Source organism: Asticcacaulis sp. (assembly GCF_035497195.1).
Lineage (GTDB): Bacteria > Pseudomonadota > Alphaproteobacteria > Caulobacterales > Caulobacteraceae > Asticcacaulis.
On the sequence record NZ_DATJDZ010000019.1, the window covers coordinates 56,089 to 80,767 of the forward strand.

At 59.3% G+C, this 24,679-nt stretch carries 26 protein-coding genes; 14 read left to right on the forward strand and 12 right to left on the reverse strand.

Annotation, left to right across the window (positions count from 1 at the left end; all coding sequences use genetic code 11):
- Position 1: 1 nt before the first annotated feature.
- From VL130_RS11215 to VL130_RS11225, 3 genes are read right to left on the reverse strand one after another with little or no spacing between them, the layout of a single operon-like run.
- The gene (locus VL130_RS11215; RefSeq protein ID WP_325362989.1) at positions 2-187 is read right to left on the reverse strand and encodes a hypothetical protein; all 186 of its coding nucleotides are present in this window, start codon (positions 185-187) and stop codon (positions 2-4) included.
- Positions 188-212: 25 nt separating this feature from the next.
- A complete protein-coding gene (locus VL130_RS11220) occupies positions 213-410 on the reverse strand; it encodes a helix-turn-helix transcriptional regulator (protein WP_325362990.1) in 198 nt (65 codons plus the stop codon).
- Positions 407-796, reverse strand: a complete 390-nt coding sequence (locus VL130_RS11225) for a hypothetical protein (RefSeq protein WP_325362991.1) — start codon at positions 794-796, stop codon at positions 407-409. The genes VL130_RS11220 and VL130_RS11225 overlap by 4 nt, the downstream gene beginning before the upstream one ends.
- Before the next feature lie 216 nt (positions 797-1,012).
- Here VL130_RS11225 and VL130_RS11230 point away from each other — a divergent pair, with 216 nt between their 5' ends.
- From VL130_RS11230 to VL130_RS11260, 7 genes are all read left to right on the forward strand, one after another.
- Positions 1,013-2,197: a DUF5009 domain-containing protein gene (locus VL130_RS11230; protein ID WP_325362992.1), complete on the forward strand. Its 1,185-nt coding sequence runs from the start codon at positions 1,013-1,015 to the stop codon at positions 2,195-2,197.
- A gap of 87 nt (positions 2,198-2,284) precedes the next feature.
- Positions 2,285-2,908 (forward strand): TetR/AcrR family transcriptional regulator, encoded by a 624-nt coding sequence (locus tag VL130_RS11235; RefSeq protein ID WP_325362993.1) that lies wholly within the window; start codon positions 2,285-2,287, stop codon positions 2,906-2,908.
- Complete coding sequence (locus VL130_RS11240) at positions 2,901-3,833, forward strand: HlyD family secretion protein (RefSeq protein ID WP_325362994.1); 933 nt, start codon at positions 2,901-2,903, stop codon at positions 3,831-3,833. The genes VL130_RS11235 and VL130_RS11240 overlap by 8 nt, the downstream gene beginning before the upstream one ends.
- A 145-nt stretch (positions 3,834-3,978) precedes the next feature.
- Positions 3,979-4,917, forward strand: a complete 939-nt coding sequence (locus VL130_RS11245) for an ABC transporter ATP-binding protein (protein WP_325362995.1) — start codon at positions 3,979-3,981, stop codon at positions 4,915-4,917.
- Position 4,918: 1 nt separating this feature from the next.
- Positions 4,919-6,046: an ABC transporter permease gene (locus VL130_RS11250; RefSeq protein WP_325362996.1), complete on the forward strand. Its 1,128-nt coding sequence runs from the start codon at positions 4,919-4,921 to the stop codon at positions 6,044-6,046.
- Positions 6,047-6,190: 144 nt separating this feature from the next.
- The gene (locus tag VL130_RS11255) at positions 6,191-6,556 is read left to right on the forward strand and encodes an endonuclease domain-containing protein (protein ID WP_325362997.1); all 366 of its coding nucleotides are present in this window, start codon (positions 6,191-6,193) and stop codon (positions 6,554-6,556) included.
- 110 nt (positions 6,557-6,666) lie between these two features.
- A complete protein-coding gene (locus tag VL130_RS11260) occupies positions 6,667-7,293 on the forward strand; it encodes a LysE family translocator (protein ID WP_325362998.1) in 627 nt (208 codons plus the stop codon).
- A 13-nt stretch (positions 7,294-7,306) separates the two neighbouring features.
- Here the strand turns inward: VL130_RS11260 and VL130_RS11265 are convergent, their stop codons facing one another.
- From VL130_RS11265 to VL130_RS11275, 3 genes are all read right to left on the reverse strand, one after another.
- A complete protein-coding gene (locus tag VL130_RS11265) occupies positions 7,307-7,627 on the reverse strand; it encodes a rhodanese-like domain-containing protein (RefSeq protein WP_325362999.1) in 321 nt (106 codons plus the stop codon).
- 61 nt (positions 7,628-7,688) lie between these two features.
- Positions 7,689-9,116, reverse strand: coding sequence for a TIGR01777 family oxidoreductase (locus tag VL130_RS11270; RefSeq protein WP_325363000.1), 1,428 nt, complete (start codon positions 9,114-9,116; stop codon positions 7,689-7,691).
- On the reverse strand, positions 9,113-9,739 hold the full coding sequence (locus VL130_RS11275; protein WP_325363001.1) for a DUF4166 domain-containing protein: 627 nt from the start codon (positions 9,737-9,739) through the stop codon (positions 9,113-9,115). Before VL130_RS11275 ends, VL130_RS11270 begins: the two co-directional genes overlap by 4 nt.
- 106 nt (positions 9,740-9,845) lie before the next feature.
- Between VL130_RS11275 and VL130_RS11280 the strand changes: the two genes are divergently transcribed.
- Entirely contained in the window at positions 9,846-10,175 is a 330-nt protein-coding gene (locus VL130_RS11280; protein ID WP_325363002.1) for a metalloregulator ArsR/SmtB family transcription factor, read from the forward strand.
- Between the two features lie 10 nt (positions 10,176-10,185).
- Here VL130_RS11280 and VL130_RS11285 read toward each other — a convergent pair whose 3' ends face one another.
- A complete protein-coding gene (locus tag VL130_RS11285) occupies positions 10,186-10,599 on the reverse strand; it encodes a hypothetical protein (protein WP_325363003.1) in 414 nt (137 codons plus the stop codon).
- 31 nt (positions 10,600-10,630) lie between these two features.
- Between VL130_RS11285 and VL130_RS11290 the strand changes: the two genes are divergently transcribed.
- The gene (locus VL130_RS11290) at positions 10,631-11,287 is read left to right on the forward strand and encodes an OmpW/AlkL family protein (protein ID WP_325363004.1); all 657 of its coding nucleotides are present in this window, start codon (positions 10,631-10,633) and stop codon (positions 11,285-11,287) included.
- 147 nt (positions 11,288-11,434) lie between these two features.
- Complete coding sequence (locus VL130_RS11295) at positions 11,435-13,552, forward strand: exo-alpha-sialidase (RefSeq protein WP_325363005.1); 2,118 nt, start codon at positions 11,435-11,437, stop codon at positions 13,550-13,552.
- 80 nt (positions 13,553-13,632) lie between these two features.
- On the opposite strand, the gene VL130_RS11300 is transcribed toward VL130_RS11295, so the two are convergent.
- From VL130_RS11300 to VL130_RS11315, 4 genes are all read right to left on the reverse strand, one after another.
- Entirely contained in the window at positions 13,633-14,094 is a 462-nt protein-coding gene (locus tag VL130_RS11300; protein WP_325363006.1) for a hypothetical protein, read from the reverse strand.
- A gap of 326 nt (positions 14,095-14,420) precedes the next feature.
- Positions 14,421-14,957 carry a hypothetical protein gene (locus VL130_RS11305; RefSeq protein ID WP_325363007.1) on the reverse strand — a complete coding sequence of 179 codons (537 nt, stop codon included), beginning with the start codon at positions 14,955-14,957 and terminating at the stop codon, positions 14,421-14,423.
- A 47-nt stretch (positions 14,958-15,004) separates the two neighbouring features.
- Positions 15,005-16,693, reverse strand: a complete 1,689-nt coding sequence (locus VL130_RS11310) for a glycoside hydrolase family 43 protein (protein ID WP_325363008.1) — start codon at positions 16,691-16,693, stop codon at positions 15,005-15,007.
- A gap of 6 nt (positions 16,694-16,699) precedes the next feature.
- The gene (locus VL130_RS11315) at positions 16,700-17,815 is read right to left on the reverse strand and encodes an endo-1,4-beta-xylanase (protein WP_325363009.1); all 1,116 of its coding nucleotides are present in this window, start codon (positions 17,813-17,815) and stop codon (positions 16,700-16,702) included.
- Between the two features lie 124 nt (positions 17,816-17,939).
- Between VL130_RS11315 and VL130_RS11320 the strand changes: the two genes are divergently transcribed.
- From VL130_RS11320 to VL130_RS11335, 4 genes are all read left to right on the forward strand, one after another.
- On the forward strand, positions 17,940-20,339 hold the full coding sequence (locus tag VL130_RS11320; protein WP_325363010.1) for a glycoside hydrolase family 3 N-terminal domain-containing protein: 2,400 nt from the start codon (positions 17,940-17,942) through the stop codon (positions 20,337-20,339).
- Between the two features lie 15 nt (positions 20,340-20,354).
- The gene (locus VL130_RS11325; RefSeq protein WP_325363011.1) at positions 20,355-21,155 is read left to right on the forward strand and encodes a GDSL-type esterase/lipase family protein; all 801 of its coding nucleotides are present in this window, start codon (positions 20,355-20,357) and stop codon (positions 21,153-21,155) included.
- Entirely contained in the window at positions 21,155-22,159 is a 1,005-nt protein-coding gene (locus VL130_RS11330) for a cupin-like domain-containing protein (protein ID WP_325363012.1), read from the forward strand. The genes VL130_RS11325 and VL130_RS11330 overlap by 1 nt, the downstream gene beginning before the upstream one ends.
- A 177-nt stretch (positions 22,160-22,336) precedes the next feature.
- On the forward strand, positions 22,337-23,320 hold the full coding sequence (locus tag VL130_RS11335) for a glycosyltransferase (RefSeq protein WP_325363013.1): 984 nt from the start codon (positions 22,337-22,339) through the stop codon (positions 23,318-23,320).
- Positions 23,321-23,338: 18 nt separating this feature from the next.
- Here VL130_RS11335 and VL130_RS11340 read toward each other — a convergent pair whose 3' ends face one another.
- Positions 23,339-24,628, reverse strand: coding sequence for an EAL domain-containing protein (locus tag VL130_RS11340; protein WP_325363014.1), 1,290 nt, complete (start codon positions 24,626-24,628; stop codon positions 23,339-23,341).
- Positions 24,629-24,679 lie beyond the last annotated feature (51 nt).

Below are 24,679 nucleotides of genomic sequence, written 5' to 3' on the forward strand. Positions count from 1 at the left end.
GTTACCTCGTGAGGGCGTTGAAGAGGAAGGTAAAAAGCGACATGGCGAAATGAACCAGAGGATGCCCCGGTTCGAGCAGGAGGAGGGCGTAGACGCCCGTGCCAAGGATGACGGTGGCGACCTGGATGCGGTACAGGTTGCGGGCAAGGGGGGAGCGCATGCGCTCCGAGGGGATGCGCAGGGACATGGGAAATGCCTTTATCAGTTAGGGGTTAGCGGTAGGGGTTTGGGAAGATCGCCTCGACCGGCAGGTTGAACACGGCGGAAATCTTGTAGGCGAGATCGAGCGACGGTGAGTGCTTGTCGGTTTCCAGGGCGATGACCGCCTGGCGGGAGACACCGAGTTGGCTGGCCAGATCGGCCTGGGTCAGGCCTTTTTCGGTGCGCAGTTCACGCAGGTTTTGCTTCATGACGCCTGCCTCAGGACGAGGCTGGTGGCGCCGAACAGACCCCAGAACAGCGGATAGACCAGGTAAAGCGAGAACTGGTGCGCGCCGGCGTTATTTTCGAGAAAGCCCCAGGCGGTGCAGATAAACAGGGTCAGGCCGGTGGCGATGATGAAGCGCCTGACCAGGATGGCCCGCAAATATTCGTCCACGCGCTCGATATAATCGAGAAAGGTCAGGATTGTGCCACCGATCGGCAGGGCCGGCAGAACGGCGAGGACGTAGAGCAAAGGACCGGTGGGGGCTTGCGACTGGATCAGGGTGATCGATCCGAAAAGGGCGGCGACATATAACACCATCCAGATGGTCATGCCGATCGCGTAACGGGCGCCGGGAGATTTGAGGTTCATGTTTCAGGTTCCAAACAGGGGGTGAAGATGCACCGGTGTAAGGCTGACCTTACATCGAAAAAATGTAATGTCAACATGACATCGCAAAAAAATGTAAGCTTAACCTGACATTATAATTGGTTTTGGATTGGCTGCTAACTGGATGTAACCAGCCTGGGCTTGGCAAGCCGGGCAAGCTGTGAGAGTGTCGGGCCATAAAACGGACAGGGGCGAATAGTGGCGGCGGAAATACTCAAGTTTGAAAAACGCGAAATCCCGAAGGTGGAGGTGCCAAAGGCGAAGCGGTTTGAGGCGCTCGATATCCTGCGCGGGCTGTTCATCATTGGCATGTTGCTGGCCAATAATGCCGGCGACTGGTCACATATCTGGCCGCCGTTCGATCATGCCGAATGGCATGGCTTCACCATGACCGACCTGGTTTTCCCCGGCTTCATGGTCTGTGTCGGCATTTCGATGACGCTTTCGATGAGCCGGCGTATCGGCGAGGGTGGTAAAAAAGAGATGGCGGTCCATGTCCTGCGCCGCGCCGCCATCCTCATCGCCATTGGCCTGTTCCTCAACCTGCTGCCGGGTTTCGATTTCGCCCACTGGCGCTATCCGGGCGTGCTGCAGCGCATCGGCCTGTGTTATGGGCTGGCGTCCGGGCTGGTGCTCCTGCACAGCCATATCGAAGGTGGCCGGCTGGTGCTCCATGCCAGGCCCCTGGCCTTCTGGGCGCTCGGTCTGGTCCTTGGCTACGCCATCCTGATGAAGTTTGTGCCGGTGCCGGGCTTCGGCCTCAGCGATTCCTTCGGGCCGGAAGGCTCATGGCCGGCCTATATCGACCGTATCATCCCCGGCATCCAGCACATCTACCAGGGCGGCACCAATGAGGCGGGGCAGGTGGTCTATGATCCTGAGGGCCTGCTTTCCACGGTCCCTGCGGTGTTCAATATCCTGGCCGGCCTCCTGATCGGGCTGTTGATCCAGAAACAAACCCCGGCGAAGGCCGTGAGCAGCGTGGCATTGGCTGGTCTGATGCTGGTTATTGTCGCCTTGGCGATGGATGGGCAAATCCCGATCATCAAGAAGCTGTGGACCTCCTCCTTCGCCTTGCTTACCAGTGGCCTGGCCATGCTGATCCTGTCGGCGCTGATGCTGATCATGGATCGTCTTGGTCATGTTAAATGGGCCATGCCGATCCGCGTCTTCGGCACCAACGCTATTCTGGCCTATGTGTTCGCCTGGCTGTTCTCGGTCTTCCTCGATGTCACCGGAGTGGCGGGGATAACCACCCGCTGGATGCACAGCGTTATCGCTGATCCTTACCTGATGTCGTTCCTGTTCGCGCTTGGCGTTCTGGCCATTTGCTGGCTGTTCGTCCTGCCGTTCTATCTCAGGAAGATATTCCTCAAGATATGACCTTAAAAACTCGGCAGCTTATGGCTTGCCGGGTTTTTAATCTTAAGTTACAGTACTGACTGGTCAGTACTGTAACGAAGCTGCAAAATGGAAAAAGCCGTTCGCCGCCGGGCCGCACCAGAAGTGCGCCAGGCTGATATCCTCACCGCCGCGCTGGAGGAATTCTCGCTGCATGGCTTCGAGGGCGCGCGCATGGAGGACGTGGCGCGGGCGGCGAAGGTGAGCAAGGGCACGGTCTATCTCTACTACCCGACCAAGCAGGCGCTTTTTGAAGCCTTGGTCATGCGTGATATCGCCCCGCGCGTGGAACTGGCCTCTACCTTTCTCAAGGGCTATGACGGCCCATTGGAGCCGGCCCTGATGCGCATGGTCGAAATGGCGGCCATGGCGATCGAGGTCGGCCGGTTGCCGGTATACCCCAAGCTTCTCATCGCGGAAGCCGGCCGCTTTCCTGAACTGGCCGCCTTTTATCGCCGGGAGGTCGTACAGAAGATGCTGGGCGCGCTGACCAGCCTGTTTCAGCGGGCGCTCGATCGCGGCGAGATATCCGGTATCGAGGCCGGCATGGCGGCGCATCTTGTTATTGCGCCGGTGCTGAAAGCCGCGCTGTGGACGCTGGTCTTTGCCGATGGCGAAGAGGCGCCGTTTCCGCCATTACCTTACCTGCAAACCCATGTGCGTGTCTTTCTGAAGGGCCTCGATCATGCGTAATCTCCTGCTGCTGAGTAGCTGCCTTGTGCTGGTGGCCTGCCAGTCGAAACCGGCCGATAGCTACAGTGGCTATGTCGAGAGCCAGGCCGTCAGCATCAGCGCGCCGCAATCGGGCTGGCTGGCGGCTGTCAATGTTGATCGTGGTGATGCGGTGACGGAAGGCGAGGCCCTGTTCCGGCTGGACGCGACGCAGGCCGAACATGCCCTGAGCGGCGCCGAAAGCCGGGCCGTGGCGGCGCAGGCCAGTGCGGCCGATCTTGCCAAGGGCGCGCGCGAGGCCGATATCGCGCCATTGCTGGCCCAGCGCATACAGGCGCAAAGCCAGCTTGATCTCGCCCGCGCCAACGAGACACGCTATGCCCAGCTTGAGCCGAAGGGCTATGTGTCGGCAGCGCAGATGGACAGTTTGCGGGCTGCGACCAAATCGGCCCAGGCGCAATTAATCAATATTGACAAACTGATCGCCGAGAAGCGTCTGGCCTCGCGTGAGGATCAGCAACGGGCCGCCCAGGCGCAAGCCGCCGCCGCCAGCGCCGATGTCGCCGGCGCGCAATATACGGTCGATGATCGTGACGTAAAGGCGCGTCTGACCGGGCAGGTCGATGAACGCCTGCGCGAGCCGGGCGAGTTCGTGGCGGCGGGCGCGGCGGTCCTGACCGTGCGGCCGAAGGGGCGGGAATTTGTGCGCTTCTATGTGCCGCAGGGGGATCTCAGCAAGTTTCGCGTGGGGGCGGTGGTGCATGTCGGTTGTGATGGTTGCGTCGCGCAGACGGCGAAGGTGCGCTTCATTTCGCCGGAGGCCGAGTTTACCCCGCCGGTGATCTACAGCGTTAAAGAACGGCAAAAGCTGATGTTCCTGATCGAGGCGACGCCGGAAAAGCCCGAAGCGCTTCATGCCGGCCAGCCTGTGGATATACGGCTGTGAGGGAATTTTTACCCCCTCTTGAAAAATCGCCGGGCGGTTTCCCCAACTCCCCCCCCCAAGAGGGGGAGATCAATTTTTCTAAATCTCCCCCTCTTGGGGGGGGAGTTGGATTTTTGGCTAAGCCAAAAAGACAGAGGGGGTAAAAATGCCTGATATCGCCCCCGATCTCGCCATCGATGTCCGCGGTCTGACCAAGAGCTACGGCAAGCTCAAGGTGGTCAACGCTGTCGATATCCGGATGCCGCGCGGACAGGTCTGGGGCTTTCTTGGCCCCAACGGTTCCGGCAAGACGACGACTATCCGCATGTTGTGCGGCCTGCTGAAACCCGATGCCGGCGACGGCACCTGCCTGGGCTACGATATCCTGAAACAAAGCCGCGAGATCAAGAATCAGGTCGGATACATGACGCAGAAGTTTTCCTACTGGGAAGACCTGTCGATCCGCGAGAATCTGGAGTTCGTCGCCAATCTCTACGACCTCAAGAACAAGAAACAGATCGTTGATAAAACTCTGGAAACGCTTGGTTTAAGTTCGCGCCAGAAACAACTGGCCGGCACGCTGTCCGGCGGCTGGAAACAACGTCTGGCGCTGGCCGCCTGCACCCTGCACAATCCGAAAATGCTGATGCTCGACGAACCGACGGCCGGCGTCGATCCGCAGGCGCGGCGCGACTTCTGGGACCAGATCCATCGGTTATCCTCCGAAGGCATGACCGTGCTGGTCTCCACCCATTATATGGACGAGGCGGAGCGCTGCGACCAGATCGCCTATATCGCCTATGGCAACCTGATGGCGCAGGGGCGGGTGGAGGACATCATCGACCGGTCCGGCCTCTATACCTTCGTGGCCGAAGGGACCGGTGTGCGCGACCTGATGGAAAGCCTGCGCAGCCAGCCGGGCGCCGATCATGTCGCCTATTTCGGCAATGCGCTGCATGTCAGCGGCGGCGATCTGGAAGCGCTGAAACGGCTGGTCGCCGCGCATCAGGTGAGCGGGATCAAATGGCGGCAGGAACGGCCCAATCTGGAGGATGTCTTCATCCACCTGATGCGGCAAAGTAAAGACAATTCGGTGGCGGTGTAACATGAGCGCATGGCGGCGCATCGGCGCCATCCTGACCAAGGAATTCATCCAGATGCGGCGCGACCGGCTGACCTCGGCTATCATGATCATCATGCCGATCATGCAGTTGATTTTGTTCGGTTTCGCCATCAATTCCGATCCGCGCCACCTGCCGACCCTGCTTTACCTGGAGGACCGTTCGGCCGTCGTGCGGTCACTGAAGGCGGGGCTGCAAAATTCGAGCTATTTCGATATCAAGGGCGAGGTGCAGAGCGCCGATGCCGGCACAAAGGCCTTACAATCGGGCGAGGCGGCCTTTGTGGTGACTGTGCCCGCCGGCTTCACGCGCAACCTGCTGCGCGGCGACCATCCGCAACTGCTGATCGAGGCCGATGCCTCCGATCCGTCGGCGGCCAGCAACGCCGTAGCGATGATCCAGCAGATCACGGCATCGGCGCTCATACAGGACCTGAAAGGCGAGTGGGCCGCGCTGGCGCAGGGGCCGCCGCCGGTCGATATCGTCATCCACCGCATGTATAATCCCGAAGGCATATCGCAATACAATATCGTGCCGGGCCTGCTCGGCGTCATCCTGACCATGACCATGGTGATGATCACCTCCATCGCCATGACGCGCGAAACCGAGCGCGGTAATATGGAAAACCTGCTGGCCATGCCGGCGCGGCCGTGGGAGGTGATGGCCGGCAAGATCATTCCCTATATCGGCGTCGGTATTGTCCAGACCGCCATTGTGCTGCTGGCCTCAACATTCGTGTTCGGTGTGCCGTTCCTGGGCTCGGTGTGGCTGCTGTCGCTCGGCGTCGGGCTGTTCATCATCGCCAACCTGGCCGTGGGCTTCACCTTCTCGACCGTGGCGCGCTCGCAGATGCAGGCCATGCAGATGACGTTTTTCTTCTTCCTGCCATCGATCATGCTGTCGGGCTTCATGTTCCCCTTCCGCGGTATGCCGGCCTGGGCGCAATGGATCGGCCAGGTATTCCCGCTGACCCATTTTCTGCGCGTGGTGCGCGGCGTGATGCTGAAGGGGTCGGACTTCGCCGCCATGTGGCCGAATATCTGGCCGATGTTGATCTTTATCGCCGTGGCGACGGCTGTGGCCATGCTGCGGTATCGCTCCACACTGGACTGATGATCATCTATGGCCCGTTGGCTCCTTTACCGAATTGGAACAAAATAAGAACATTATTAAGCTTTGGGGTTTTATCTCCTCCCCATTTTTCAAATGGGGAGGTGTCGAGCAAGCGTAGCGCGTCGAGACGGAGGGGTATCTTTCATGCGGGGAAATAAGTCTCAATACAAATACGCTTTGGCTCGGCAGTTCCGCAGGACGCTGACGCCACCGGAAGTGCGTTTATGGACACGGCTGAAAGGCAAAACGGACGGTCTGCACTTTCGCAAACAGCATCCGATCGGTCCTTATATTGTTGATTTTTACTGCCCGAAGGCCAAACTGATCATTGAAGTCGACGGCTTGATCCATGATGTAGCGGATGTCGTGGTAAGGGATGAGCGGCGTAGTCAGTGGCTGTTAGATTTCGGTCTGGAAATCTTGAGGGTAGCGGCGAGTGAGGTCATGGCTGATCCGGATGATGTCGCTCTGGGGATCATTGCCTATGCGCGGTCACGGCTTAGGAAGTGACCCCTCCGTCGCGGACTTCGCCGCGACACCTCCCCATTTAGGAAATGGGGAGGAGGAATAGGGTTGTTATTACTTACAAGACGATTATCTACAAATCAAAGGAGTGAGCCGTGTCTGTTGAAACCTGGTGCCTGTATTTTGCCGCTGTCTTCTTGCTGAGCGGCACGCCGGGGCCGAACATGCTCCACGTCCTGTCACGCAGCGTGCGTTTCGGCTTTCGCCGCTCAACCGCCGCCATGCTGGGCTGTGGACTGGCCGTGGTCGTCGCCCTGATCGCCTCGGCGGCCGGGCTGGCGGCGGTGCTCACGGCCTCGCCCCTGCTGTTCGAGATCATCCGTTATGCCGGTGTCGCCTATCTGGTCTGGCTCGGCATCAAGGCCTGGATGGATAAGGGCGAGGACGCCGGCATCCGTCCGGACGGCACCCCCATTGGCATGTCGGCTCTGGCCTTGTTTCGCGGCGGTTTCCTGGTCAGCATCACCAATCCGAAGCTGCTGCTGTTCGCGGCGGCCTTCTTGCCGCAGTTCATCAATCAATCCGCGCCAAAATTTCCGCAGTTCGCCATCCTGATCGTGACCTTCGCGGCGATCGAAACCTTCTGGTACGCGATGTACGGACTGGGCGGGCAAAAGCTGGCTGTTTACCTGAAAAAGCCGGCGCTGAACAAGTTATTCAACCGACTGACCGGTACGCTGTTTTTCGGCTTCGGCTTCATGCTGCTCAAGGCCAAGCACTAGGTTTGCCAGAGGCCTATCGTTCGACCGGCAGGCCGGCCATCGCCCAGGCGCGCAGGCCGCCGGCGAGGTGATCGTGGATGTCGAGGCCTGCCGCCTGGCATTGCAGGGCGGCGTTTACCGAGCGGACGCCGCCGGCGCACGACAGCACGACATACTTGCCTTCGGCTGAGGGCAGGGCGGAGGGATCAAACGTCGAGAGCGGATAGTTGACCGCACCTTCGATGCGGGCGTCGGCGAACTCATGCGGTTCGCGCACATCGACCAGCAGGATTTCATCGGCGGCGAGGGCGGCACTGACCTCTTCGGGCGTCATGTTGCGGATCGGTGTGGACATATGGGGGGCCTTTTCAAAATGTTCTGTCTAGATATGACCGGAATGACATCGGCGCAACTGCTTAGATCAGGCCGTTGAAAATTTGGGCAAAAGCCAAATCCAGCGCAGGATATCGGAAGGTATAGCCGGCCGCCAATGCACGGGCGGGGACGACCTTCTGACCGTGCAGCAGGATGGTTTCCGCCATTTCACCGAGGGCCAGTTTCAGCGCGAAGCCGGGTAGCGGCATGAAGGCCGGGCGGTGCATGGCGCGGCTTAAGGCGCGGATGAAATCGTTGTGGCGCAGGGGCTGCGGCGCGGTAGCGTTGACCGGCCCGTCTATGCCCGTGTTGATGATGTGGGCCATGAGGCCGCAAACATCATCGAGGTGAATCCACGACATCCACTGGCGGCCATGTCCCATCGGACCGCCAATGCCAAATTCGAACGGAAAGAGCATCTGCGCCAGCGCGCCGCCTTCCAGCGCCATGACAAGGCCAAGGCGTACGTAGCTGACCTTGACGCCATGCCGGGCGGCCTGCTGCGCGGCGCCTTCCCATTGCCGGCAAAGATCGTAGGCCAGGTCGGGTTCGCCACCCTTTGTGTGCTCACTGAATTCCAGCGTTTCGCTATGACCATAGTAGCCGATGGCCGAGGCATTGATCAGGTGCTTCGGTTTCTCCGGCGCCGCGGCGATCCAGTCCGTCAGCGATTGCGTCAGTTTGAGGCGGCTGTCGTAAAGCGCCTGTTTCTTCTTCCGGGTCCACAGGCCGTTGCTTAAGGATTCACCCGCCAGATTGATGATGATATCGACCGTGTGCAGGTCTTCCAGCCGGTCGACCAGGGTGACGCGGCCGGTGAATTTGGCGGCCTTCGCCTTGTTACGCGTCAGGATGGTGATGTCATGGCCGTCATCAATCAGGGCCTGGCCCAGCCGTGTGCCGATCAGCCCGGTGCCGCCGGTCAGGAGGACGCGCTGGCGCGGTCTTTCGAGGTGCAGGACAAGCGGCGTCTGCACGAGCCGGAAACGTTTCGAGCGGGTATAGTCGAAGACGGCCCAGGCCAGCACACCCAGGGCAAAAAAGGTCATCACCCACGACCACAGGCCATGAGGGGCGACGTGAAAGCCGGCGGGCAGAATGGCCCAGCGCATAAGTTCCGGCGCCAGCAGGGCGAGGATAATGCCGTAATTGATGGTGAGGATCGTATGAGTGATGCGTTCGCTGGCCGGCAGTTTGCGGGTGCGGTCCTCGATGACGAAATCCCACAGGGTCAGGCCGATTTCGCCGAGCAGCATGGCGGCGAATACAAAAGCCAGCCACCCGCCCCAGGCCAGCCAGCCGAGCGACGCGAAAATGACGGCATAGAAAAAGTTGCGCACGCCGTGAATCCATAACTCCTGCGCGGCTTGTCGTTTCCAGGGCAGGCGCTCGGTGAATTCGTGGTGATAGAGGGTATCGAAGGCGCCGAGGCAGCCCTGGACAATCATCATCAGGAGAAGCGTATTCATTGAGCTGCCTCCCGGAAGACGCCGGTCTGGTAAAAGGTGCGGCCAAGCTGACGATGGTCCATCGAGATGGTGAAGCGGAAGTTTCCGCCGCCGAGGTCGGTATGGCTGACATGGGTTTCTCCCGGTGACAGCCAGTGCGGCAGCGGTATCTGTCGCCCGGCGATTTCCCAGAAATAACGCTCGCTGGTAAAATGCAGGGCGCCATCCTTCGCATAAACGCGCAGACGCATCCCGAAGCCCATCCCGACATATTCGCAGAGCTGGCCCCTGGCGTTTTCACGCTTGGCGGAGGTGACCGTGACGGGCCGATCAAAGCCATAGGTGCGCCGCCACCATACGCCGCCGCCTTCGCGTTTGGTGAGCAAGACCTGCATGGGGATATCACGACCACGCCGGGCGGTCAGCGGATTGCCGATCAGGCGGGTCAGTTGCGCGAACAGCCAGCCGGCGCGCGAGCAATAGACAGTCTCCATGACACCTTCATAGAGTACCGGCTGTTCCGGTTCATGAGCGAAGCGGGCGCGGACGGAAGGATGCAGGCGATACCAGTCGCCCCCCAGCAACCGCTGCAAAAGTCCGGTTGCATCCCCCGAACCGTGACACCTTTTGTGTGCCGCCTGCATCTCTCCCCCCCGAAGTCAACTTGACTTTTCCAGCAAATTAAACTACATTTAGCTAATGAACTAATTGTTATGCCGTTCATAACAATTCGTCAATAGGCTAAATGTAATGCGTGCGATTCAAGCGGCTAAAATCTTTGCGGCGATGGCTTCCGAGCCACGGTTGAAGATCCTGGCCTATCTTTCCAAGGCGACGATGACGGCGGGAGAGATCGCCGAGCGCTTCGACATGGCCAAGCCATCGCTATCGAAACACCTGAGCATCCTCGAAAACGCCGGCCTGGTTTCCAGCGTCAAGAAGGGCAAGTTCATCCATTACAGCATCATGGAAGCGCATATCGTCAACTCGCTCGACGGCTATTTGCAGGAGGTCTGCCCGACGCGCAAACCCCTGCGCGAAGAAAGCGCCGCGAAGGCGAAAGGAGAGGCGAAAGATTAAGATGCGGGCCTTAACTCAGGTTAGACAGGATCGAGACAACGCAGGTCAGAAACGCAGCAGTTGAAACGACCGGCAACCAATAGGCCGCCTTTGGTTTCTTGAAAATAAAAAGAACCAGCGAAAGACCCTGCACAATCAGTATTGCGGGTATGCCCACAAAATAAGATGCCTGATAAAGATTTATGAGCAGATCGCGGTGGGGCTCCGGCCAGGTTTGAAAACCAAGCCCCAGCGGGGACATGTACCAACCGATGGCTAAGCAACTGGTCACAACTGAAGTAGCTATGAAATACAGGGCATAGGCCGCGCGCTGATCGGTCTTTGTCATACAGTCAAGATAGCAGATTTTATAATTTCCGGCCTGCGACAGCCTGACGCGCGGCAGTATGCGCAGGTTACCCATATAAAAAATGTGGATATACATATGTCATCGCCTCAACAAGAAGGAGTATGGCATGACACGTATTATCAAGATTATAGCTGGGATGGGCGCTTTGGCCCTGGTCGCCGGTGCGGGCGCAGGCCACGCAGCGGATTTCACACCCAAGCAGAAGGGCACAGTCATTATCGCCGCCCGCGTCACCACGGTGGCGCCTGATGAGAGCGGTGATATCAAGACGGCGGCGGGTGTCGATTCCGGCCTGAATGTCGATGTCAATAACAGCACTGTGCCGACGCTCGGCTTCACCTACTTCTTCACCGATCATATCGCGGTAGAGGGCATTCTCGGCACCTCGAAGCATCAGATCAAGGCGGTTGGGCCTGCCACCGATGTCGAGGTCCACGAGACTTGGGTGCTGCCGCCGGTCGTGACTCTGCAATATCACTTTAATCCGGCTGGCAAGGTCAGCCCCTATGTCGGCGCCGGCGTCAACTATATGAACTGGTATGGCGGCAAGGATCAGAACGGCTTCAAGGTCCGGCTGAAAAGCGGCTTGGGCACGGCGGTTCAGGCCGGAGTGGATGTGGCGCTGAAAGGGCCATGGTCGCTCAATCTTGACGTCAAGAAGGTGTTCTACAAGACCGATGCCCGCATCAATAACGGCGCCCTTCTATCCAAGGTCAAGCTCGATCCGGTGGTGGTCTCTGCCGGTATCGCCTACCGTTTTTGATCATTTAAATATCCCCCAAACTGCGGCGGTTCTTGTTCGAGAGGCTCCGCCGTTTTTTATGGGTGAAGTAAAATTTATATGACAAACCGTAGTGGGTATCGCTAACATACGTTGAACCGTAATAATTCAGGGAAACGGAGACGGGGCATGATAAGCAAACGCGTTGTGACGGGTATAATGGCGGGCATGCTGGTCGCCATGTGCGGTGTGGCGCAGGCCCGGCCCTATGACTGGAAGACCATTCCGCTTCAGGGCGGCGGCTTTGTCGATGGCTTCCTCTATCATCCGAAAAAGGCCGGTATTCTTTACGCCCGTACCGATGTCGGCGGCATGTACCGTTACGATTATACCCATGCCCGCTGGATTCCGCTGATGGACGGTTTTGGCAAGGATGACTGGGACTGCATGGGCGTCATGACCATGGCGGTCGATCCGCAGAAGCCGGAACGGCTCTATGCCACCTGCGGGCTGTATCTAAATGATCGCGCCCCCAATGGCGCGGTGGTGCGCTCCGATGATAAGGGCGCGACCTGGGCGATAACGCGCCTGCCGTTCAAGCTCGGCGGCAACGCTATGGGACGCGGCACGGGCGAGCGCTTGCAGGTCGATCCGGCGGACAGCAACACACTCTGGCTCGGCACCAACCAGGACGGCCTGTGGGTCAGTCACGATCAGGGCAAGGGCTTCACCCGCTCGGCCTATGCGCAGAAATCGGTGACGACGGTGCTGATCACCGGCAAGACGATCTATGCCGGTTCCGGTGAGGTGGGAGAGGGACTGTTCAAAAGCAGCGATGGCGGCCGAACCTTTGCGCCGGTGGCCGGTTCGCCGAAGATGATTCCGCACCAGATGGCGCTGGGCCAGGACGGCACGCTCTATGTCACCTTCAGCGATAATCTGGGGCCGCACGGCGTTACCGATGGCGCCGTGTGGAAGCTTAAAGGCGAGACCTGGACGGATATCTCGCCGGCGAAACCCTCGAAAGAAGCACCCTTTGGCTATTCCGGTCTGGACCTGTCGCCGCAAGGCGCGCTGGTGGTCTCGACCTCCGATCGCTACAGTGGCAGCGGCGATGACCTCTATATCAGCCATGACAGCGGCGCGCACTGGACGCCGGTCGGGCCGCAGGCTGTCCATCATGTCGAGACACATCCGTGGCTGGTCGACTATATGGGCGGCAATGATCCGGACGCCGTGGCGCGCAAACATATGGGCCACTGGATGGACGCGGTGAAGATCAATCCGTTCAATCCGAACGAACTGCTTTACGGCACCGGCTATGGTGTGTGGATGACTGATAATCTTGAGGCTTTGGATACCGGTGGGAAGGTCGATTTTCATTTCCGTAACGACAACTTTGAGGAAACGGTGGTGCTGGGGCTGGAAAGTCCATCGGTTGGCCCGAAAGTGTTGATGGCGGCAGGTGATGTGGGGGGCACGGCGTTCGATGATTTTTCCCAAACGCCGCAGCACGGGCTTTTCAGTCCGATGAACAAGACCAACCAGTCGGTGGCCTTCGCCGCCCTGAAACCGAATATCATCGTGCGCAGCGTCGATAATGAAACGGCGCGCGGCTATATTTCGACCGATGGCGCCGAAAGCTGGACCGCACTCAATGCGCCGGCGCCGCTGGCGACGACCGACTGGCATAACCATCGCGCCGGCAAGCTGGCGATATCGGCCGCAGGCAAGGCGATGGTCTGGGTGCCGGAAGGCGAGGGGGCTTATCATTCGAATGATCTTGGCCAGACCTGGACGCTTTCGACCGGCTGGCCGAAGCCGGAGCGCGGGCAGGAAGCCATAGCGGATAAGGTCAATGACGCGGTGTTTTACGCCTTCGATCGCGGCACGGGCACGGTTTTGGTCAGCCGCAATGGCGGGGCGGCCTTCGCGCCGCTGTATCAACTGACGGCTGGGCAGGGGCAATTGCGCGCCGTGCCGGGTCACGAAGGCGATCTGTGGCTGGCGGCGGGCACGGCGCTTTATTATGGCGAGAAGGCGGTGGCCGGTGTCGATGCCGCCTGGCAGGTCACCTTCGGCAAGGCCGCGCCGGGTAGTGATTATCCGGCGGTTTTCCTGTGGGGCAAGGTGAAGGGGGAAGAGGGCTTGTGGCGCTCGGATAATGCGGGCGCGGACTGGGTGCGCATCAATGACGACGCCCATCGCTTCGGCCAGATGCGCGCCATCGCCGGTGATCCGCGCGAATACGGCACGCTGTATATTTCGCCGGATGGTCGTGGGACGATGGTGGGGCGTGCGAAGTAAGATACCCCTCCGTCTCGACGCGCTTCGCCTGACGGCTTCGCTTGCTCGACACCTCCCCATTTGAGAAATGGGGAGGAGATTCAGGGCGGTTCTGTAGTGGCCGTTTCCGACGCGCGGGCTTTGAGGTATTGAGCGAAGATGTCGTTGGCGCGTTGTTCCAGGTCGAGCGTCGCCTGGGCCTCTGGCGAGAGCGGTTCGACCTCCTGTTCGGGGGCGTCGTCTATTCCGTCATCGTCGTAAGTGTAGACGAACGGGGTTTCCTCTTCCGTCTTATTCGGCACGCGCGGCGTATAAGACGGGTATATCGTCCGGCGGGCCGTGGCTGGGTCAATCTGCTGTAAGGGCGTAATCCTTTTGTACAACTGAACCAGCATCCGGTCGGCGGCCGTGACGGTGCGCAGGGTGCGCTCGGCGTCAGCGGCGGTCTTGGGCATGGGCAGGGCCTCGACGGCCTCCAGCACACGGTCGGCAAAGGCGCGTAACCGCGCCCGCCGCTGTTCGAGCGGCGAAAGGTCGTCTGCGATGTCGTCTGAGGTGTCCATCAGGGAATGATGGGCGCATTTTCATGAGCGGGGATAAGATCAGGAAGATTGTCCACGAACCAACACGAAATCTGTGTGCCGGTTGGCAAGGCCAGTGTCGATAAGAGGATCACGGAAGGGCACGGAAGAAGACGGAACACACGGAAGGTTCACGCGGCAATACCTGCGCGAAGCGCCAGCATGTCACTATCTGTTTTCACAGGTATAACTGTCGCCCTTCGGGCACAGGGATATCAGCACACTCATATCTCCGTGTGTTCCGTCTTCTTCCGTGCCCTTCCGTGATCCGTTTTACTGACGCATCAAGGCTCGCCGGCACATGCCGCTTAAATCAGGCTCATATTGAGGATAAAGGCCGGGCCGAGATAGATGGTCTGCTTGCCGGTATTGAGATGGATGGTCAGGCCGGCGGTCTTGGGATCATGGTCCTCGGCCGCGGTGAACTCAAGCGTCTGCATCTGCCAGTCCGGACCGGCGCTGATCGGTTTCTCGCCGAAGGAATCATAAGGCGGCGAACTGACCTGCATCCGCATATTGAGATTGGCGGGCGCATTGTCGGCGGTTTTCGAGCGTACCCAGACCGCGGCGACGATCTTGTCGCCCTTGCTGATCTTGCCGGTGATCTGGCTTTCAGCCGCCGCATCCCACGGATTGCCGCCCGCGCTGGCGATCTTGATCTCCATGGCCTGACCGCCCTGGACATTGGCGTCCTTGACGCGCTTGTTGGTCTGGGTTGTGCCGTAAATGTTCCAGCTACCGGGTTCGTTGATCAGTTTTTTGCTGATGTCATCCTGGGCGAAGGCCGGAAAGCCGGGTACGCAGACAAGGGCGCAAACCCCCGTCAAAAGCTGACGTCTGTTCATGTTTTTCTCCCGAAAACGTTTCTTGTTTTCAGGTAGAGTGACACAGATTACGGTGTTTTTCCATAGGCGTAGGGGCCGATGAGCGTGCCGACAAAGCCGCCGGCCTTCTCTGTTGACAGATTTGTCACATCGACATCCGCCGCGACGATCGTGCCCTTGCCGTAGCTGAAGGATGCGCGGCCGCCCTTGATATCGGCCGTAAGCGTCACGGGGCCGGTTGGGGCGGGAAGGGTGGCGAGCACTACGCCGTCACGAGGCTCATTCGGGCCGGCACGGCGGGTGACTTCCAGAACTGTCTTGCCCTCACGCATAGCCAGACCAAAGAAGATGAAGAAGTCGTCATTTTGCAGGGCTACGACGCCGGCGCGGTCACCTTCCGAGCGGGGTTGATAATTGACCGCGGTGCTGAAGATGGCGTTCACATGCTTCTGGCGCAGGCCGAGATAGGCCGGATGGGATTGCAGATCGCCGATCGCTTCCGGCAGGGCGGTCAGGCCCACGGTCTCGTTATTGAAAACGGTGAGGAAGGCGGTTTTCGGGGTGCGGATTTGCAGCCAGTTCAGCGGCGTCAGGTTATCATAGCGATAACCCAAATGGTGCGAAGAGCGGGTATAATGCGTTTCCTGCACCTGACCGGGGAGATTTGGCAACTCCACCATGTGTGGAATGGTCTCACCGTGCGGCAGGATGATCGGCCAGCCGATGCCCTTTTCGTCCTTTTTCCACGTCACCGGCAGCATGAAGGTTTCGCGGCCGGTATTGTAAAGATTGCCCTCATAGGGCTGGACGGCCAGGAAAATCGCGTGCCAGTCCCCATTGGGCGTCTGAACCAGGTCGGCATGGCCGGCGGAGGTAATGGGCATTGGCCGCGCCGGATCGAGGTCACGCTGGGTCAGGATGGGATTGCCGGCATAGGGCACATAGGGGCCGCCCACTTTTTCCGAACTCAGAATGACTTCCGAATGGTTGACCGATGTGCCGCCTTCGGCGGCCATCAGGTAATAACGGCCATCGACCTTGTAGATATGCGGCCCTTCGATCCAGACCGGCTTTTTGGAGATATCGACGCCGCCATTGACGACGACATGCTTCTCGCCGACCATCTGCTGCCTGACCGGATCGAATTGCTGGATCCAGATGGCGCGGTGGCCTTCATAAAGCGGTTGGTCTTCGGGGGAATCGTTCCACACGACCCAAGCTTTTCCGTCATCGTCCCAGAAAATCGACGGGTCGATGCCGCCAAAGGACAGCCAGACCGGATCGGACCACGGCCCGGCCGGGTCTTTCGCCGTGATGACGAAATTACCCTTGCAGTCGACGCAGGTGTTGATGATGTAGAACAGGCCATCGTGATAGCTGATGGCGGGCGCGAAAACGCCGCGTGAGGTGGCCAGTCCGGAAAAATCGAGCATGTCCGGCCGGTCGATGGCATTGCCGATCTGCTTCCAGTGGACGAGATCGCGCGAGTGGAAGACGGGGATGCCGGGATAGTAGGCGAAGCTCGAATTGATCAGGTAATAGTCGTCACCGGCGCGGGTGATGCTGGGGTCCGGGTAAAAGCCGGGCAGGACGGGGTTTTCATATTGCGGCTTTGTCGCCTTGGCCAGACCGGGCGCCTGGCTGTCCAGGCGGATATCGGAAAAAATCGCCTGTCCGGCTTGCGGCGTCGGGCCTTCTGGCAGGGTGGCGCAGGCAGAAAGCGCCAGCAGGGCGAGCGCGGCGACGAAGATTTTCATAATCGATTACCTTTGCGGTGCGGTTTTGAAGGCGGCGGCTATGGCGTCATATAGCGGCTTCGGCTTGAACTCCGCATCGAACGGCGTTGGGCGCAGGGGCAGCTTGTCGGCGCGCGGGGTGAAACCTTGCAGCCAGTTATATTGATCCGGCATCCCCCAGAACAGCACATCCTTGGTTTGCTTGTAGCTCAGCATCTGGTCGAGATAGACTCGGCCGACCGTGGCGACGATGGCGTCGCGCTGCTCGATATCGCCGGTCGGGATGGTCTGGTCATCGACATCGAATTCGGTGATCAACAGGTCGAGGTCGAGCGACACCACCTCATCGAGGAAATCCTTCCACTGATTGACCTGACCGCCGAGCAGATCGAAACCGTTGCCGATATGGGATTGCACGCCCAGGGCATCGATCGGCACCTTGTTGTCGCGGAACCAGTGCAGCAGTTTCAGCACGCCCTTGCGGTGTAGTTCGTTGCCGGCTTCCCAGCTCATATAGTCGTTATAGGCCAGTTGCGTCTTCGGCAGGTGTTCGCGCGTGGCCTCGAAGGCGATCCGCATCGTGTCCATGCCAAGTACGCGCGAGAAGGCGTTCTCGCGCACCTCGCCGGTCTTCGGATCGATGGTTTCGTTGACCACATCCCAAGAGGTCAGGCGGTCGCCGTAATGATCGGCCACCTTGGCGATATAGTCGCGCAACAGTTTTTCGGCCTCGGCCTTGCCGGAGAACTTGTAGTCCTTCAGCCACTGCGGGGTGAATTCATCGCGCGCCCAGAAGAGGTTGTGGCCGCGCATGGCGATATGGTTCGTTTCGGCGAAGGCCAGCAATTCGTCGGCCGGCTTGAAGTTGTAATCTTTAGGGTTTTCGTTGTGCGTCACATACATCTTCAGCTCGTTTTCCGGCACGATGATGTTGCACTCGCGGATGACCAGATCGCGGACCTTCGGATCGGCGTACATCTTCATGCCGATGGCGGTGCCGAAGCGCAGGCCCTTGGCGGCGGCCAAATCCTTCAGGGACGCCTCCGGGGTGGCAAAAGCGGGCAGGGTGCTGGCAGCGAGGGCGGCGGTCCCCAGGCTCAGGGCGGCGCGGCGCGACAGATTCTTGTCCGTGTTCTGGCTCATGACATTTTCCCTGTTGAATTTTATTCTGTTAGCGCTAACAGTGTCATCGTTCAATTCCGCCGTCAAGCGCGGCAGAGGCCTTCGTAATTGGAAGTGCCGATAATAGAAAAACAGGGATGAAGTTATGAAGTCTGCGACACCCGCCGTCACCCGCCGCCTGTTCGGCGCCTCCACCATTGCGCTGACCGCTGCCACAGCCACTGGCGCGCTGGCAAAGGTGAAGGCCAAGGAAAAACTGCCTTACAAGGATGCCGGTCTCGCCACGGAAGCGCGCGTCGCTGACCTGCTCGGCCGCATGACGCTGGAGGAGAAGGTGGCGCAGATGCTGTGCGTCTGGCAGGAAAAAGGCAAGATTCAGGACCCCGACGGCAAGTTCAATCCGAAAAAAGCCTCGCAGGTCTATCCGAACGGGCTTGGTATGGTGGCGCGTCCGTCCGACCAGCAAGGTTTGGCCACCACGACCGGTGCAGGTGATTCCGGCGCTATGGGCAACCGCGACGCCTTCAATACCGCCACCCACATTAACGCCATGCAGAAATGGGCCGTCGAAGAGACCCGCCTCGGCATCCCGATGATCATGCACGAGGAAGCGCTGCACGGTTATGTCGCCAAGGACGCCACCTCCTTCCCGCAGGCGATCGGTCTGGCCTCGTCGTTCGACCCGGATATGGCCACGAAGATCTTCTCGGTGGCCGCCCGTGAAATGCGCGCCCGCGGCGCCAATTTCGCCCTGGCGCCGGTGGTCGATGTCGCCCGTGAACCGCGCTGGGGCCGCATTGAGGAAACCTACGGCGAAGACCCGCACCTGTGCGGCGTCATCGGCAAGGCGGCAGTGATCGGCTTCCAGGGCGAAGCCCTGCCGCTGGCCAAAGACAAGGTGTTCGCCACCCTGAAACACATGACCGGCCACGGCCAGCCGGAAAACGGCACCAATGTCGGGCCGGCCGAGATCAGCCAGCGCACCCTGCGCGAGGACTTCTTCCCGCCGTTCGAGAAGATCGTCAGGGAAACCAATATCCGCGCGGTCATGCCGTCCTATAATGAAATCGATGGCGTGCCCTCCCATGCCAACAAGTGGCTGCTGACCACGGTTTTGCGCGATGAGTGGGGGTTCAAGGGCGTCACCGTTTCCGACTATTTCGCCATCAAGGAAATGATTACCCGCCACAAGCTGGTGCCGAACGAAACCGAGGCCGCCTATCGCGCCTTCAAGGCTGGGGTCGATATCGAGACCCCGGACAACCAGGCCTATGGCGAACTGATCGGGCTGGTAAAGGCGGGGCGGATCAGCGAGGACGAGATCAATGCGGTTGTCGCGCGTATCCTCGAAATGAAGTTCCAGTCGGGCCTGTTCGAGAATCCTTACGTCGATGCGAAGAAGGCCGACAGCCTGACCGCGACGCCGGATGCCGTGGCCCTGGCCCGCGAAGCCGCCACCAAGTCGGTGGTGCTGCTGAAAAACAACGGCCTTCTGCCGCTCGACGCCAAAAAGGTCGGCAAGGTGCTGGTGCTTGGCACCCACGCCCGCGACTGCCCGATCGGCGGCTATTCCGACAAGCCGCGCCATGTCGTCTCGATCCTCGAAGGGCTGGAGGCCGAGGGCAAGAAAGCCGGCTTCGAGGTTGCTTACTCAGAAGGGGTGCGCCTGACGGAACAGCGCATCTGGGGCCAGGACGTTATCAATTTCACGCCGGACTCGGTCAATGACAAGCTGATTGCCGATGCCGTGGAAGCCGCCAAATCGGCGGATACCATCATCATGGTGCTGGGCGATAACGAGCAGACCTCACGCGAAGCCTGGGCCGACAATCACATGGGCGATCGCCAGTCGCTCGACCTGATCGGCCGCCAGAATGACCTGGCCGCGCAGATTTTCGCGCTGAAAAAGCCCACCGTGGCCTTCCTGCTCAATGGCCGTCCATTGTCGGTCAACCTGCTGAATGAGAAGGCCGACGCCCTGATCGAAGGCTGGTATATGGGGCAGGAAACCGGCTGGGCCGCTGCTGATATTTTGTTTGGCCGGGCCAATCCGGGCGGCAAGCTGCCGGTGTCGATCGCCCGCAATGTCGGACAATTGCCGATCTTCTATAATTACAAGCCGACGGCCCGCCGCGGTTATCTCGACGGCACGACCTCGCCGCTGTTCCCCTTCGGCTATGGCCTTTCCTACACCACTTTCGATATTTCGGCCCCGAAGCTGGAAAAAGACACCATCGGCGCGGCGGACAGTGTGACGGTCAGTGTGGACGTCAAGAATACCGGTGCGGTAAAGGGCGACGAAGTGGTCCAGCTCTATATCCGCGACGACTTCTCATCGGTCACCCGTCCGGTCAAGGAATTGAAGGGTTTCAAGCGGATTACGCTCGAACCTGGCGCCAGCCAGACGGTCAGCTTCACCATTATGCCGGCCGATCTGCAATTCTATAATATGGATATGCAGCGCGTTGTCGAACCGGGCACCTTTACGATCTCCGCCGGAGCCAATAGTGTGGACCTGAAAGTCGCCACGCTGACCGTGGCATAACTCAGGGGATTTTCTATGACGGATATCAAACGGCGCCATTTGCTGACCGGGGCATTGGCCGGCGGCGCCATGCTGGGCGTGGCCACGGCCGCCAGCGCACAAAACAAGGGCCAGGATAATGCGGAGGCTCAAGCCGTGCAGGCGGCGTTGCAGGATTATAACGATCCGGCGACGCTGACCGTCCAGCCCGCCGGCATCGACTGGGCGCAGCTTCGCCGCTATCATCTGGCCAATGCCGATGTGGTCAAGCTGCCGGAAACCGCGCGCAAGGTCGTCATGATGGGCGATTCCATCACCGACGGCTGGCCGGGGCAATCCGGCAGCTTTTACGCCGATAACGGTCTGGTCGGGCGCGGGATCGGTGGACAGGTTTCGGCCCAGATGCTGGTCCGCTTCATGGCCGATGTCGTGGCCCTGCGTCCGAAGGCCGTGCATATCATGGCCGGCACCAACGACATCGCCGAAAATCAGGATCCGTATGATCCGGTGGCGACCACGCAAAACCTGCAGGCCATGGCCAATCTCGCCAGCGTATACGGCATCAAGGTCATCATGGCCAGCGTGCCGCCGGCGGATCATTTCCCGTGGAAGATGGCGGTCGGCAATCCGGTCGAAAAGATCAAAGCGCTGAATGACTGGATCAAATCGGTCTGCATGGCGCAAGGCTATACCTTTGTCGATTACTGGCCGGCCCTGGCTCTGGACAGCGGTGCCATGCGTCCGGAATTCAGCGCCGATGGCGTCCATCCCAACAGCACGGCCTATGCCAGCATGGCGCCTTATACCCTGGCCGCCGTGGCTGCGGCCCAGGTCTGATGCAACCGGTCAGGGTCGTCACCGGTGTTGATCGCGCCCGTTTCGAGGCGGAGATTTTGCCGGCGCGGCAGCCCGTTGTCCTGAAAGGGCTGGTGCGTGACTGGCCAGTGGTAAAGGCGGCGCAGGAGTCCAATGCGGCAGTAACGGCCATGTTCAAGCGGCTGGATACAAGCGGCAAGTCCGCGAGTATCAGTATATTGCCCCCGGTCCATAAGGGCGCCTATTTCTACAATGACGACCTGACCGGCTATAATTTCATGGTCGACCAGACGACGGTTTCGGCTTTGCTTGACCGGCTCCTGGAGAACGAAAACCGCGAAGACTTCGTCACCATCTATGCGCAATCGCTGATCCTGGCGGACTATATGCCGGCCTTCGAGGCGGATCATCCGCTGCCGGTGCTGGCATTATCGACCGGGCCACGCCTGTGGCTGGGCAATCGTGTCCGCACCCAGACCCATTTCGATCCGGCGCACAATATTGCCTGCGCAGTGGCGGGGAAGCGGCGTTTCACCCTGTTTCCGCCGGGGCAGATCGATAACCTCTATCCGGGGCCGTTCGATTTCGCACCGGGCGGGGTGCCGGTCAGCATGGCGCCACTGGAAAATCCCGATTTCGACCGCTATCCTTTGTTTGAGAAAGCGCTGGCGCAGGCGCAATATGCCGATCTCGAACCGGGTGACGCGCTCTATATCCCTTATGCCTGGTGGCATCACGTCCAGTCACAGGCCGGTCTCAACGCCCTGGTCAATTACTGGTGGAACGAGGCTGGCGCCGACTGGATATCACCCAATATCGCGCTTTACGCCGCTATCCTGACCCTGCGCGATCTGCCGGACGACCAGAAGCATATCTGGAAACATATGATGGAGCGCTACGTCTTCGGCGATACCGCGGCGTCAGTGGCGCACCTGCCGGAGAGTGGCCGCCACGGATTCGGCAGGCTGTTACCGGCGGTGCGCGCACGGCTCAAGGGCTTTATCCGGACGGCGATGGGATCATAAACAGGCTTGCCGAGAGCTGAGCGTGTGCGCCGACGCGAGATTGCGCAATATATTGATGGTGTCTATAGTCCCTTTTCATAGATATTCTGTCTTTCAAAGTTCCGTCCATTTAGGATAGATCTCCAGGAAGGTACTTAAACGGAATTTCATTTTTTACCTTTGCGGGGCAAGGTTACGATGACGAGTTGCAGTATTATAATTCCAACATTCAATTCCGAACATTATATTGAAAAATCACTCAAGACCGCGATGGAGCAAAAAGGCGGGCCGTTTGAGATTATTATCGTGGACGATGGATCTTCGGATAACACGATAAGTAAGGTTGAAGCCATTCTTGGCTCTTTTTCGGGGCCTGTTCAGATTATACGCCAGCCTTCGAACATGGGGGTCAGCGCTGCGCGTAATAGGGGCTGGCGCGCTGCGACCTCGGAATGGATACAGTTTCTCGACAGCGACGATTTTCTGCATCCCGAAAAACTGAGCCTGCAATTATCTGTGGTGAGATCAAATCCCGACCTGGATGTCGTTTATTCTGGCTTTGAATGTGTATATGTTGAAGACGACAAGACGATAACGACTGAAGTGATTCAAAGCCGGATCGTCCATAAAAAGGTTCCTATGGCCCTGCTTGCGGCCAAAAACCTGATACATCCCGGTTCATTAATCGTGCGCAAACGCACCTTGGAATTGATCGGAGGCTTTGATGAGCAACTGCGGATCTGGGAAGATATAAAACTGCTTATCAGTCTGCTCGAAAGTAAGGCGTATTTTCATTATCTGCCGACCGAAGCGCCATTATATCAATTCCGACTTTATCCGGACCAGCAGAGGATGGGGGGAGATGAGGCGCGCTACCGTCTTGAGCAGGTCTGCTCGATCTGGATCGATCAACTCGCCGCTTTCAGTTCAGGGCGGACACTCGAAGAGCAAGGGATGGCCCCGGAAGACCTTCAATTTCTTAGAGAAAATGCCACATCCTATCTGCGCGAACTGTCCTTGTATAACAAGTTTTACTTCCGCGAGTTTTATGGAAAGCTGCTTCAGCTTTATCCCAGCTATAAGCCTGCAGGGTCCCGGCCTTTTCAGTTTTTGACGGGCCTGTTCGGGTTTGAAAACGCGGAGGTCATAATCTCTTCGATTCGTGGTATCAGGAAGAGGTGATCTCTGCGGGCGCAGGCCTTAAGCGCGGCGGCGGCCCTGTTGCGGCATGGTCGATTTGATAAAGCCAGCGGGCGGGTCGGTTTCGGCCAGCACCTGTTCCTTGATGGCGCGCGGTTCGCCGAACAGGTGGCCCTGCGCATAGCCGATCTCGATATCGAGGATATCGACGACCTGCTTTTCGCTTTCGACCTTTTCGGCAATGACCTCGATGCCGTAGCGCGCCAGCAGACCGGCGTAATCACCGGCGTGGATATCCTTGAGGAATTTCATCGCCGGCTTGCCCTCGACTTCGAGCAGTTGTTCGAGCAGCAGATTGGCGCCGATCTTGACATAACGGACGTCGGAACGGTGCAGGTCCTGCAAGTCGAAATCGATGCTGACCACCTTGTCGAGCGAGAAGCGGAAGCCGAGATCGGCCAGCTTTGCCATGTTGCGCGCCTCGACCGACCCGCGCGTGGCGAAGGCGTCCTGGCCCAGTTCAAAGATCAGCGATCCGGAGAGGTCACGGTTTTCATTGAGGAATTCGAGGAACTGCGGGAAGAAGGTCTCATCGCGCAGGGAGGTCAGCGAGATATTGCAGAAGATGCCGATGCGGCGATCCTGCTTGGCCAGGCGGCGGACAATCTGCACACAACGGAACAGCAGCAGGTTATCTATGCTCGGCACCAGACCTTCGGCATCGGCCACGGTCAGATATTCGGCCGGCATCATTACGCGGCCGGTGGCGTCGCGCAGGCGCGAGAACGATTCGTAAAAGATGGTCTTGCGCTGGGGCAGGGAAACGACCGGCTGGAGATAGAGATCGACCCGGTTGGCGATCAGCGCCTCGCGGATGGTCTCGATCAGCGCCAGAGCCTGAGCTTCTTTATGGTTCATGGCGGGCGAACCGCGCAACGGCACCACGGTGGCCGGCGCCGATTGCCATTCATGCAGGCGGTCTTCGATGCTCTCGCCGAGCTTCATCACCAGGTCTTCGAGCATCTTCACTTCAGAGGTCAGTTCCTCGGAGCGCGAGGTGCGCTGGTTCTGCACGCGGTCGGCCAGTTCGATCATGTCCTTTTGGGTCGAATCAATGGCGTCGACCATCAGGCGGTGCGCATCACGGACGTTTTCGACCTCGCGGATGATGCGGCGCTCGGCCAGTTGCTGCGAGGCGTAGGCGTGGAAAGCCAGGCAAACCCCCAAGGTGCCGGCCAGGACGGCCAGGGCCGTGCCGAAATCGGAGCCGCCGTTCCACACCATCGCGGCGAGGCTCAGCCCCACCAGAATATAGGTCAGTACAAGGATAGCCGGGGTAAACTTGCCCATTGATGGTCCCATTTCGCAGGATGCGGCACATAGAATCGCAGGCCTGACTAT